The 11,993-nt window shown below is 65.3% G+C and carries 12 protein-coding genes; 5 read left to right on the top strand and 7 right to left on the bottom strand.

The features are described 5' to 3' along the window. Nucleotides 1–45 precede the first annotated feature (45 nt). Nucleotides 46–3,225 (top strand): S8 family peptidase, encoded by a 3,180-nt coding sequence (locus ACWF5H_RS10935; RefSeq protein WP_452036803.1) that lies wholly within the window; start codon nt 46–48, stop codon nt 3,223–3,225. A 160-nt stretch (nt 3,226–3,385) separates the two neighbouring features. Here the strand turns inward: ACWF5H_RS10935 and ACWF5H_RS10940 are convergent, their stop codons facing one another. Next, the gene (locus tag ACWF5H_RS10940; protein WP_452036804.1) at nt 3,386–3,853 is read right to left on the bottom strand and encodes a MarR family winged helix-turn-helix transcriptional regulator; all 468 of its coding nucleotides are present in this window, start codon (nt 3,851–3,853) and stop codon (nt 3,386–3,388) included. A gap of 94 nt (nt 3,854–3,947) precedes the next feature. Here ACWF5H_RS10940 and ACWF5H_RS10945 point away from each other — a divergent pair, with 94 nt between their 5' ends. After that, the gene (locus ACWF5H_RS10945; protein WP_452036805.1) at nt 3,948–4,160 is read left to right on the top strand and encodes a hypothetical protein; all 213 of its coding nucleotides are present in this window, start codon (nt 3,948–3,950) and stop codon (nt 4,158–4,160) included. Between the two features lie 118 nt (nt 4,161–4,278). Beyond that, a complete protein-coding gene (locus tag ACWF5H_RS10950) occupies nt 4,279–4,497 on the top strand; it encodes a hypothetical protein (protein ID WP_452036806.1) in 219 nt (72 codons plus the stop codon). Between the two features lie 161 nt (nt 4,498–4,658). Here the strand turns inward: ACWF5H_RS10950 and ACWF5H_RS10955 are convergent, their stop codons facing one another. The 5 genes from ACWF5H_RS10955 to ehuB form a co-directional block, all read right to left on the bottom strand. Continuing rightward, nucleotides 4,659–5,945: an aspartate kinase gene (locus ACWF5H_RS10955; RefSeq protein ID WP_364644980.1), complete on the bottom strand. Its 1,287-nt coding sequence runs from the start codon at nt 5,943–5,945 to the stop codon at nt 4,659–4,661. Between the two features lie 314 nt (nt 5,946–6,259). Next, on the bottom strand, nt 6,260–7,105 hold the full coding sequence (ehuA, locus tag ACWF5H_RS10960; protein ID WP_452036808.1) for an ectoine/hydroxyectoine ABC transporter ATP-binding protein EhuA: 846 nt from the start codon (nt 7,103–7,105) through the stop codon (nt 6,260–6,262). Then, the gene (gene ehuD / locus ACWF5H_RS10965; RefSeq protein WP_452036810.1) at nt 7,089–7,742 is read right to left on the bottom strand and encodes an ectoine/hydroxyectoine ABC transporter permease subunit EhuD; all 654 of its coding nucleotides are present in this window, start codon (nt 7,740–7,742) and stop codon (nt 7,089–7,091) included. Before ehuD ends, ehuA begins: the two co-directional genes overlap by 17 nt. Next, entirely contained in the window at nt 7,742–8,473 is a 732-nt protein-coding gene (gene ehuC, locus ACWF5H_RS10970; protein ID WP_452036812.1) for an ectoine/hydroxyectoine ABC transporter permease subunit EhuC, read from the bottom strand. The genes ehuD and ehuC overlap by 1 nt, the downstream gene beginning before the upstream one ends. 9 nt (nt 8,474–8,482) lie before the next feature. Further along, on the bottom strand, nt 8,483–9,397 hold the full coding sequence (ehuB, locus tag ACWF5H_RS10975; RefSeq protein ID WP_452036814.1) for an ectoine/hydroxyectoine ABC transporter substrate-binding protein EhuB: 915 nt from the start codon (nt 9,395–9,397) through the stop codon (nt 8,483–8,485). Between the two features lie 303 nt (nt 9,398–9,700). On the opposite strand from ehuB, the gene ACWF5H_RS10980 reads away from it, so the two are divergent. Then, nucleotides 9,701–10,480, top strand: a complete 780-nt coding sequence (locus ACWF5H_RS10980; protein ID WP_452036815.1) for a GntR family transcriptional regulator — start codon at nt 9,701–9,703, stop codon at nt 10,478–10,480. Nucleotides 10,481–10,547: 67 nt separating this feature from the next. After that, the gene (locus ACWF5H_RS10985) at nt 10,548–11,348 is read left to right on the top strand and encodes an alpha/beta fold hydrolase (RefSeq protein WP_452036817.1); all 801 of its coding nucleotides are present in this window, start codon (nt 10,548–10,550) and stop codon (nt 11,346–11,348) included. 39 nt (nt 11,349–11,387) lie between these two features. Here the strand turns inward: ACWF5H_RS10985 and recR are convergent, their stop codons facing one another. Then, a complete protein-coding gene (gene recR / locus ACWF5H_RS10990; protein WP_127514123.1) occupies nt 11,388–11,984 on the bottom strand; it encodes a recombination mediator RecR in 597 nt (198 codons plus the stop codon). Nucleotides 11,985–11,993 lie beyond the last annotated feature (9 nt).

Genomic DNA, 11,993 nt, shown 5'->3' on the forward strand with positions numbered 1-11,993 from the left:
CGGACCAAAGCGGTCGGGCTCACCGGATGAAAGGCTATACCTCTCATGACCAAGCAAAGCAGCAGCTTTGTGCACAGGCAGGGAATGCGATCTGCCGCAGCACTCGCACTGGGGATACCGTTAATTCTCTCCGGGCTGGCCGGCCCGGCGGCGGCCGCACCCGCCAACATCCCGGCCACCATCACGTCCAACCCGGATGGCCAGCAGGCCATCTATGAGGACGGCCGCTACATTGTGATGCTGGATTCCGCGCCGCTGGCGACCTACGAAGGCGGTGTGGCCGGCATCGAGGCCACCAAGCCCGCCAAAGGCGAGAAGCTGAACAGCGGCTCCGCCCATGCCAAGAAGTACCGCGCGCACCTGACCAACAAGCAGGGCGACGTCGCTGCCTCCGAGGGCGTGAAAATCCAGAAGAGCTTCACGACGGCGGTGAACGGCTTCGTGGCCGAGCTGACCGGACTGCAGGCGGCGGAGCTGGCCAAGAAGCCCGGCGTCGTGGCGGTGGCCCCGGACGAGCAGCACCACCCCGACTACTCCAGCACCGACTACCTGGACCTGCCCGGCCGCGACGGCGTCTGGGCCGAGCAGTACGGCGGGGTGAAGAACGCCGGCAAGGGTACCGTGGTCGGCGTGATCGACACCGGCTACTACCCGGAGAGCGATTTCCTGGCCGGCGAGGAAGTCAAGCCGCTGCGCGGCAAGGCCAAGGTCGGCGAACCGTACCTGACCGCTGACGGCAAGATCGCCATGCTCAAGGCGGACGGCAGCACGTTCCTGGGCGAGTGCCAGCCGGGCCAGGAAGGCTCCGGCTTCGACGGCACCGAATGCAACTCCAAGGTGCTCAGTGCCCGCTACTACGCGGACGACTTCCTGCGGACGGTGCCGGCGCAGAACCGGAACCCGAAGGAGTCCATCTCCCCGCTGGACATCGCCAGCCACGGCACCCACACCGCCACCACCGCCGCCGGCAACAGCGGCGTGGAGCAGACGGTGGCCGGCCGCGACTTCGGCACCGGCAACGGCGTGGCCCCGGCCGCCAAGGTGTCCGTCTACAAGATCTGCTGGGAGGATAACGACGAGGCCACCGGCGGCTGCTACACCTCCGCCTCCGTGGACGCGATCGAGCAGGCCATCCTGGACGGCGTGGACGTGCTCAACTACTCCATCTCCGGCAACAACAACTCGGTGCTGGACCCGGTGTCCGTGGCGTTCCTAAGCGCCGCCGAGGTGGGCATCTTCGTTTCCGCCTCCGCCGGCAACGCCGGCCCGGGCCCCACCACCGTCAACCACAGCGCGCCGTGGGTGACCACGGTTGCCGCCAGCACGTTCTCAAACGAACTGCAGGGCACGGTGGAACTCTCCGACGGCACCAAGTACCGCGGCACGTCCATCATGAACCGCGAGGTTCCGCAGACCAGCCTGATCCTGTCCGCCGAGGCCGGCGCGGCAGGCGCCACCGCCGACGAGGCGAAGCTCTGCTACCCGGGCAAGCTCGATCCGGCCAAGGTTGAAGGCAAGATCGTGGTCTGCGACCGCGGCGTCAACGCCCGTGCGGACAAGTCCGTGGCCGTGAAGCAGGCCGGCGGCGTCGGCATGGTGTTGGTCAACGTGGTGCCCGGATCGCTCGATCTGGACCTGCACGCCGTGCCCACCGTCCACATCGCCGACCCGTCCATCAAGGACAAGGTGGCCGCGGATCCGACGCTGACCGCTGCGCTGCGCAACAAGGACACCACCGGCCAGGCCCAGAGCCCTGTCCCGCAGATCGCCGCGTTCTCCTCCCGTGGGCCGTCCACGGCGGTGGACTCGAACCTGCTCAAGCCGGACGTAGCCGCCCCGGGCGTGAACGTCCTGGCCGGAGTCTCCCCCGTCCTCGGCGGCGAGACCAACGGTTTCATGTCGGGCACCTCGATGGCCGCCCCGCAGGTGGCCGGCCTCGGCGCGCTGCTGCTGGCCGAAAACCCGCGGTGGTCCCCGGCCACGGTGAAGTCGGCGATGATGACCACCGCCGGCGAACTGGTCAACGAGGACGGCTCGGTGAACGAAGATCGCTTCGCCACCGGCGCCGGCCATGTGGATACCGCACGGATGGGCGACCCGGGCCTGGCCTACGACGCCAACGTCGAGGACTGGCTGGGCTTCATCCAGGGCACCGGCCTGGACCTGGGGCTGAAGAAAAAGGACGTCATCCAGTCCAAGGACCTGAACGTTCCGTCCTTCGCTCTCGGGAAGCTTTCCGGCGAGGTCACCGTGGAGCGGACGCTCACCGCACTGGAACCCGGTTCCTACACGGTGGACGTGGACCTGCCCGGTGTGGCCGTCAAGGTCTCGCCCCGGAAGCTGAACTTCACGAAGTCCGGCCAGGAACGCAAGTTCAAGGTCACCTTCCAGAACGTCAACGCACCGCTGGATGAGTTCGCCATGGGCGAGCTGGTCTGGACGGAAGAGGGCAAGCGCGGCAACGGCAAGGGCAGCGGCCGGAGCCAGCACACGGTTGCTTCACCCATCGCCGTCCGGCCGGTCACGGCCGTGGCCCCGGCCAGTGTGGCCTTTACTTCCGACGCCGGCAACGGCACCGGCTCGTTCAAGGTCACCTCGGGCGCCAACTCGCCCATCGATCTGGCGGTCGAGGGCCTGGCCAAGGCCAAGGCCGCCGACGTGGAGAAGGTCCCCGGCCAGCCGGCCGTGATCGGTTCCAACGGCAGCACCGGCTTTGCCCCGCAGGAGGTGCCGGAAGGCGCCACCTTGGCGCAGTTCGCCATCAACGCGGCGGATGCTGGAGCGGACTGGGACCTGCACGTGCTCACACCCGCCGGTGCGGTGATCTCTGCCGCCACGGCGTCGGCCAGCGAGTCGCTGGTAATCAACAACCCGGTGCCGGGCACGTACTATGCCATCGCGCACCTGTTCTCCAGCCCTGACGCCAAGGCCAGTAAGGGAACCATCAACACGGTGGCGCTCAGCGGTGATTCCGGAAACCTCACGGTCAGCCCGGACCCGCTGAACCTGCGCAACGGCAAGACCAGCACGGTGAAGGCAGCCTGGTCTGGTCTGGAAGCCGGCAACTGGGTGGGTCTGGTGCGGTTCAGTGAGGGCATCTCCACGCCGGTGACCGTCAATGTCTCCGGCGACGGCACCGCGGCACAGGCACCGGCGGCTGAAGGCAGCGCAGTGGTTGTTGAAGGCGGCGCCTCCGCGCAGCCGGGCCAGCGCTCCGGACTGTAGCTAGTTGGTCCCGGGCAAGGGGACCTGAAGGAAGGAAGAAGGCGGCCGGTGGACTGAACCACCGGCCGCCTTCGCCTTCCTCGGGGCGGACCTAGCCAGACCTAGCAGAGCCAGAGCCAGGGCCAGCCAGGCGTTGCGGGACCTCCGGGTCCTTCGGTCTTCAGCCCGCGTCTTGGCCTCCGGCCTCCCGCGCTGCCGAGATCAGGGCATGCATCGCGGCGCTCAACTCCCTCAACTGCTCCCGTTCCAGACCCAGCCGCGCCAGCATGGTTCCCGGCACGGCCAGTGCCTGCTCGCGCAGCGCAACGCCGGCATCCGTCAGGCCCACGGCCAGCGCCCGCTCGTTGCCTTCCATCCGCTCCCTGGTCACTAGACCGGCCTGCTCCAGCCGCTTGAGCATGGGGGAGAGTGTGGCCGGTTCCTGCTGCAGTGCCTCGGACAGATCTTTGACCATTCGTGGGCTCTGCTCCCAGAGTGCCAGCATCACCAGGTACTGCGGGTGGGTGATACCCAGCTTCTCCAGTACTGGCTTGTAGGACGCCACCACGCTCCGCGAGGCCACCGACAGCGCGAAACACAGCTGGTGCTCCAGCAGCAGGTCTTCCGTTGTTCCCGCTGTCACGCTCATCACTCCCGGTCAGTTAGTGCACTAATTGTTCGTCCCCTATTATGGATACGAACGCCCGCGGAGTCCACCGGGCACCGGAAGAAGGATCACGCACATGGCCGAGAAGAAGTCCCGTGTCAACGCGTTCATGCGGGCGACCGGCAAGTTCCGCTGGGTCTTCGGCCCGGCGCAGAAGAGCGGCGTCGACCATCCCATGACCGAGGAAAACAAGGCCCTGCTCAAGCAGCGCGAGGCCGAGGCGTCGCAGTGGGAAACGGTCACCCGGGCCGACGGCAGCACCTACATTGTGCCCAAGAAGCAGGCCTAGGAACCCCACCGCATAACGCGCGACAGGGCAGGGCTATTCTTCCCCCAGAACCCTGTTATTCCGTACCGCCCCTCGTTACACTGATGCCACGGATTCTTCTGAGCAAGAGGTGAGTCAGATGGCTGGGAATTCGCGTTTCATGAACCGATTCATGCGTGCCACGGAGAAGGCGGCAAAGGTGTGGGGCCCGGCGGACCGGATCGATTCGGATTCCCCGGTTGTCCACCGGCACGACGCCTCGGAGAAGGCGTCCGAGGAGCAGCTGTCGCAGATCGAAGTGGAGCGGGAAGCCGGTCACTCGTACGCGTACCGCAGGCCAACAAAACCTGAAGCCTGACTTTCTCCATCCGCCAGTGGACCGCATCCGTGCGACCCATGTCCGCCTCCGTTCCCGTCGAGAAATCAGCAGGCGCCCTTCCCGAGGCCGGGAAGGGCGCCTGCTGATCAGTCGATCGGGGTGTTACTGGACCCCGCGGTTAGCTCGCGGGAGGCCGCAGGTCAGCGGCCGGTGCCGCCGTACACCGTGGCTTCCTCGTCGGTGTCCAGGCCGAACGCGGCATGCACCGCGCGGACCGCGGTGTCCAGCAGGTCGGCGTGGGTGACAATCGAGATCCGGATCTCGGAGGTGGAGATCATGTCCACGTTCACGCCGGCCTTGTGCAGCGCTTCGAAGAACCTGTAGGAGACGCCCGGGTTGGAGCGCATGCCGGCGCCGATCAGCGAGAGCTTGCCGACGTTCTCGTTGTAGAGGATGCCTTCGAAGCCCACCACGTCCTGGGCCGCATTGAGCGCGTCCAGGGCCTCTTTGCCTTCCACCATGGGCAGCGTGAAGGAGATGTCCGTCTTGCCGGTGCCGCGGGTGGAGATGTTCTGCACGATCATGTCGATGTTCGAGTGCGCGCCGGCCACGATGCCGAAGATTTCCGCGGCCTTGCCGGGAATATCAGGCACGCCCAGAATGGTGACCTTGGCTTCGGAGCGGTCGTGGGCAACGCCGGAGATGATGGGCTGTTCCAAGGGTTCTCCCTCTTGAATCTTGATCTTGTCGTCGGGGCTGGGCAGCACCCAGGTTCCCTCGTTGGTGCTGAAAGACGAGCGCACATGCAGCTTCACACCGAAGCGGCGGGCGTACTCGACGCAGCGCAGGTGCAGGATCTTGGAACCGGAGGCAGCCATCTCCAGCATCTCTTCGCTGGAGATGGTGTCGATCTTCTTGGCACTGTGCACCACCCGCGGATCGGCGGTGTAGATGCCGTCCACGTCCGTGTAGATCTCGCAGACATCGGCGCCCAGAGCGGCCGCCAGCGCCACCGCGGTGGTGTCGGAACCGCCGCGGCCCAGCGTGGTGATGTCGTTGCTCTCCTGGCTGATGCCCTGGAAGCCGGCCACAATGGCGATCTCGCCTTTTTCAATGGTGGTCAGCACCCGGTGCGGCGAAACGTCGATGATTCGCGCCTTGCCGTGGATGGCATCGGTCACCATGCCGGCCTGGCTGCCGGTGAAGGACTGAGCCCTGGAGCCGAACTCCTGGATCGCCATGGCCAGCAGGGACATGGAGATGCGTTCGCCGGCGGAGAGCAGCATGTCCATTTCGCGGGCGCTGCGGTCCGAGGAGATTTGGTTGGCCAGGTCAAGCAGCTCGTCGGTGGTATCCCCCATGGCGGAAACGACGACCACCACTTGGTTGCCGGCGGCCTGGGTATCGACCACACGTTGGGCTACGCGCTTGATCCCCTCGGCGTCCGAGACAGAGGAACCGCCAAACTTCTGCACTATCAGGCTCATGTGGGCTCTAAACAACTCCTGGGTTGGGGCCCGGACCGTGCCGCGTGATGCGGCGGCCGGGCTCATGGAATGCTGCCGCGGGGCCCTGGCTGCGGACACGGCGCGGCAAGGGCAATTCTAACGCCGCATCAGGTACGGCGGAGAATGCGGCCAATCAGTGTGACTGGCCAAGGTCATAACGACGCCGGTGCCTCACCGAAGTGCCGCAGCGCACCGGCACCGCCCTCTCGCCACCGTCGACTGCTCAGCAGCCGCCCTTATCCGCTCTCAAAGGGGCGTTATCTCAGCACTCGATGGCCGACAACTCGTTTCGGTTAGCGGGTGCCGAGCTGGTCCTCTCCGCTGCCGAGCACGGCCTGCAGGAACGAACGCGTCCGGTCGTGCTGCGGGTTGGTGAACATGACCTCGGGCGTGGCCTCTTCAATCACCTTGCCGCCGTCGAACATCATCACCCGGTTGGACACGTCGCGGGCGAACTGCATCTCGTGCGTGACAATCAGCATGGTGATGTCGGTAGTGTCCGCGATGTGCCGCAGGATCCCCAGCACTTCGCCCACAATCTCCGGGTCCAGTGCGGAGGTGACCTCGTCCAGCAGCAGGATTTCGGGGTCCATCGCCAGCGCGCGAGCGATCGCCACCCGCTGCTGCTGGCCGCCGGAAAGCTCCAGCGGGTGGGCGTCCGCCTTGTCCGGCAGCCCCACGCTGTCCAGTAGTTCCATGGCGCGGGCGGTGGCCTGCTCCTTGGACTGGCCCAGCACGTGCACGGGCGCCTCGATGATGTTCTCCAGCACGCTCATGTTGGGGAAGAGGTTGAACTGCTGGAACACCATGCCGATCCGCTTGCGGATCTGCTTCTGCGCTTTCTCGCCCAGCTCCACCCGCTTGCCGTCGCGCTCCTCGTGGGTGAGGGGCTCTCCGTCGACGTAGATGTAGCCGCCGCTGAGCTCCTCCAGGGTCATCACCAGGCGCAGGATGGTGGTCTTGCCGGAACCGCTGGGGCCGATCAGGGTGACGCGGTCACCCTTGGCCACCTCGAAGTTCAGGTCTTTCAGGACCACGTTGTCGCCGAACCGCTTCTCCACGTTCTCGAACTTGATGGCGGGAACGTTGACCGCGGGGCGGGGTGCGGGGACGGTATCGGGATCAGTAATTGTAGGCAAGGCGCTTTTCCAATCTGGAGATGAGCAGGGAGGTCGGGTAGCTGGCCAGCAGGAAGATCACGCCGGCCAGGGTGATGGCCTCCATATATCTGAAGTGGTTGCCACCGAAGGTCAGGCCCGCGCGGACCAGTTCCACCACGCCGATGGAGAGCAGGAACGGGGTGTCCTTGAACATCGAGATGGCGTAGTTGCCCAGTGCCGGAACGGTTGCCCGCAGGGCCTGCGGAATGACCACGGCAATCCAGGTCCGGGACTTGGACATGGACAGCGCCTTGGTGGCCTCCCACTGGCCCTTGGGCACGGACTCGATGCCGGCCCGGTAGACCTCCGCCATGTAGGTGGAGTAGTGGATGCCGAAGACCGCAATGCCGATGACAATCGCGTCAACGCTCAGGAATGTCCAGTAAGCGAGCAGTAGCTGCACCACGATCGGCGTCATCCGGATGAAATCGCCGACGAAGTTGATGACCACCGCGATCGGCTTGGGCGCCGACATCCGCAGGATCGCGATGACCAGCCCCAGCACGGCCGCAATCGCGGTGCTGACAACCGTCACCAGCAGCGTCACCTTCAGGAAGGCCAGCAGGAGCTCGGGGAGGACGGCGTAGGCGGCGTCCCAGTCCCATAATTCATTCATCAGCCCTTACCCCCTTCCGCTGCAACAGCGGTGTCCGGCGTCTTCAGGCTCAGGGTTTCGCGCAGCGAATCACCGCGGCCCAACTTGTGCTTGGCCTGGACCTCAAGGCCGTTCATCATCAGAGTCAGGATGTAGGCCAGCACAAAGTAGATGACCAGGCTGACGCCGTAGGCGAAGAAGGTGTTCGTATCCTGGCGCAACTGCTCGGTGTGGTAGGTCAGGTCCGCCAGCGTGATGAAGCTGACGATGGCTGTTCCTTTGAGCATGTGGATCAGGTAATTGGTCAATGACGGGATCATCAGGGCCCAGGCCTGCGGGAAGATGATCCGGCGCATCCGCTGTGCCTTGGACAGGCTGAGCGCCGTCGTCGCCTCCCACTGGCCGGTGGGCACGGAGTTGATGGAACCGCGCACCACTTCTGCGCAGTAGGCACCGTAGTTCAGCCCCAGCCCCAGGATGCCGCAGACCATGGCCGGAAGGTCCACGCCCAATTGCGGCAGCACGAAGAAGAAGAAGAACAGCTGCACCACCAGCGAGGTGCCGCGGAAGAATTCGATGAAGACCCGGCAGATGCCCCGCAAGAAGACGTTGTTCAGGCGGGCACCCAGTCCCAGGACCACCGCAATGACGATCGCCAGCAGGGCGCCGCCGAAGGTCAGGAGGAGGGTGATACCCAAGCCTTCCCAGATCCTCGGCGCCGCCTCGGCCAGCGCTGCAAAATTTGCCTCCATAGGAATGGACTAGCCCGCTGCCCCGGAGCACAGCTGCTCGGTAGTCAGATCCTTCGGCGGCAGGTTCTCCTCGGTGAAACCGAACTCGCCCAGCACGTCCACGTAGGTTTCCGGGGTCTCGGTGATCTTGCCCAGCTCGGCGTTATAGGCGTCCAGCAGTTCGGTGTCGCCCTTGCGGAACACGGTGCCGCCGGCGCCGATCTGCTCCTGGCCGTCGATGCTGGCGACGAACGCGTCGGTTACCTCGACGCCGGCATCCTTGCTGTTGTCCGCCAGCCAGTTCAGCGAGATTGCGGTCATCGCGAAGGCGTCGGCGCGGCCGGCGGCCACGGTGTCCATGCCGTCCTGGGCGTTGCCCACCGACTGCACGTTGTCGATGCCGAGCTTGTCTGCGTAACCTGCTTCGATGCCGCCGGAGAGCACGGCCAGCTTCACATCGTCGGCCTTGACCACCGAATCCATGTCGGTCAGGCCCTTGGGGTTGCCCTCCTTGACCATCAGGGCGGTGGTGTACATGATTTCCGGATCGCTGAACGCCGCCTGTTCGCAGCGCTCGGGCAGGATCGACATGCCCGCGCTGACCAGGTCGAACCGGCCCGCATTCAGCCCGGGGATCAGCGCATCCCAGTCCACCAGCAGGACCTCCACGTTGTCCACGCCCAGGTTCTTGAAGATCTCCTCGTGCATGGCGATGGTGCCGCCGGTCGGTTCGCCGCCTTCCTGGAAGGAATAGGGGGCCTCGCCAGCGATGCCGACGGTCACGGTGCCTTCGTCCTTGATCTTGGCCAAGGTGTTGCCGGTTGCGGCGTCTTCGCCGCCCTTGGCAGAGGCGATTTGGCCATCGCCGCACCCTGCCAGCAGGAGCATGCCCAGAATGCTGGCCCCCGCCAAAGCGGTTCGTGACTTCGTCAGTCGCGCGTTCATCATTTCCTCTTTCGGTCGTGTAATGGGGCGAACCACCCAGCCCGCGCTCTGCAGCGCAACCCAGCCGACCCGACCCGAATTCGGTGGTGACTGTTGACAACGCTAATGAACTTCTGGTCAACATACAATTAGAGAGTCAGCGTGTATGTTTGTCGACAAGATGACATAACCCAGTGTTTGCAAGGGCTGCGGGTGCCTCGGCAGCTGCGGTTACAATTTGGCTACGGACCGGCTGCAGAGGCCGAACCGAACGTTCACGCGGCGAACGCCTGTGTTCGAAGTGCCGGAAGAAAAAGGATCCAGATGCCGCACAACTCCGCACCGGCCGGCGCGCCGGCTTTCCTGCGAGTGCACCGTCCGTCCACGGTGGACCTGATCGCCACCGAGCTGCGGAACGCCATCTACTCCGGCGGTCTTCCCATCGGTTCCCCCTTGCGCGAGGTGGAGATCTCCCGCCAGCTCGGCGTCAGCCGCAGCCCGCTGCGCGAGGCCGCGCAACGTTTGGTCCAGGAAGGCCTGCTGACCGCCATCCCGGGGCAGGGCCTGCGGGTCGCGACCGTTTCCGAGGACCGCCTTCCCGACCTGTTCGAAGCGCGCATTGCCGTGGAGACGCACGCTGCCCGGATCCTCATTCGACAGAACGACGCCGGTGCCCTCGCCAAGGTGACGGCGGCCTTCGACCACTTAACCGAGGCGGTTAAAGGAACGGACGCCCGGACCATCGGCGACGCCGACTTGGACTTCCACTTCGCCTTGGTGGAGGCCGCCGACAACACCCGACTGACCCGGTACATGTCCACGTTGGTGGTGGAAACCCGGTTGGCGAGTTTCAGCAGCAAGCAGGGCTACGTGGTCCGCCGGGATGTGACGCCCTCCCACCAGGCCATCATGGCGGCCTTGAAATCCGGCGACGCTGAGGCTGCTGCGGCTGCCATCGCCGAGCACCTCACCGAGGCCACCGCCCGGATGACCGGCGAGCTGGCCGAGCGAGGCATCGAAGTGGAGACCGTCGCGGGAGCGCCTGAGCCCGGCACCGTTTACGAACTCGGACCCATCGACCACACCTCGAACCCGGCCGACTAAGCCCCCGGCGGTCGCCGGAGACCCGTGGAGGCTCAACCCTCCGCGGCTCCCTTGCTACATTCACCCCATGGTGAATCTGCGCGGAAAGCTCGAACTGGCTGGAGTGAAACTTCGCTACACGGACATTCCCGGCCTTGAACCCGCGGTTGTTTTCCTTCATGGCGCCGGCGCCGACCACGTCATGTTCGAGGCGCAGGCGGTCGCGCTCGCTGAGCGTGGACAGCGTGTGGTCTTGCTTGACCTGCGCGGGCAGGGGCAGTCGCAACCCAATACGAAGCGGCTGACCGCGGATCTGTTCGTTCAGGACGTGGAAGCGCTGATCGCCGAGCTGGGACTTGAGCGCCCCGTACTGGCGGGCCACTCGCTCGGTGGGAACATCGCCCAGGAACTGGTCCGGAGGAATCCCGAAAAGTATGCGGGTCTGGTCGTGCTGGGCTCCACCTGGAACGCCGGGCCGCTTAAGTTCACTGAACGGTTCCTGCTGCGGCTGGCGGGCCCCATGCTCGCACTTGTTCCGGCTCGGTCCCTGGCGAAGGTCATGGCGAAAGCGTCAGCCGTGACCGACGCCGGCAGGGCCGATGCGGAACGCGCGTTTGCGCAGGTCACCAAGCGCGGGTTCATTGATGTTTGGCGGGCCACCGTGCAGTTCGTCGCCCCGGAGGCCGGATACCGCACGCCCGTCCCCTTGCTCTTAATCCGCGGCGCAGAAGACAAGACCGGCAATATTGCCACCGCGATGCCTGCGTGGGCAGCAGCCGAGAACGTCGCCGAGCACGTCATCCAAGATGCCGGACACCTTGCCACCCAGGATGCGCCGACCGCTGTCACGGAGGTCATCATCAAGTTCTTGGCCGGCGAGATCCGTTGAGCCGCTCGGCGAACCAGGTTGAAGGCGGGCGACCCGTGCCTAGGTCAGGATGCGGCGGCCTTCGAATGCGCGGCCCAGGGTGACTTCGTCCGCGTACTCCAGGTCCCCGCCAACCGGCAGTCCCGAGGCCAGCCGGCTCACGGGGATGCCAATGGCTTTGAGCATACGCGCCAGATAGGTGGCGGTGGCTTCGCCTTCCAAGTTGGGATCGGTGGCGATAATGATTTCTTCGATCTGCTTGTCCGAAAGCCGGTTCAGCAGTTCCTTGATGCGAAGCTGCTCCGGGCCGACGCCGCCAATCGGGTTGATCGCGCCGCCGAGCACGTGGTAGCGGCCCCGGAAGGAACGGGTCCGCTCGATGGCGATAACGTCCTTGGACTCTTCCACCACGCAGATGGCCGTCGGATCCCGGCGCGGGTCGCGGCAGATGTTGCAGGTGTCTTGTTCGGAGACGTTCCCGCAGATGGAGCAGAACTTCACCCGCTCCTTGACGTTGGTCACGGCATCCACGAGCCGCTTCATGTCGGCCGGATCGGCGTCCAGAATATGGAACGCGATGCGCTGCGCCGACTTCGGGCCGATTCCAGGCAAGCGGCCGAGCTCGTCGATCAGCTCCTGGACAGCACCTTCGTACACTGAACCTTC

It is taken from the genome of Arthrobacter sp. NPDC055138 (assembly GCF_053607305.1).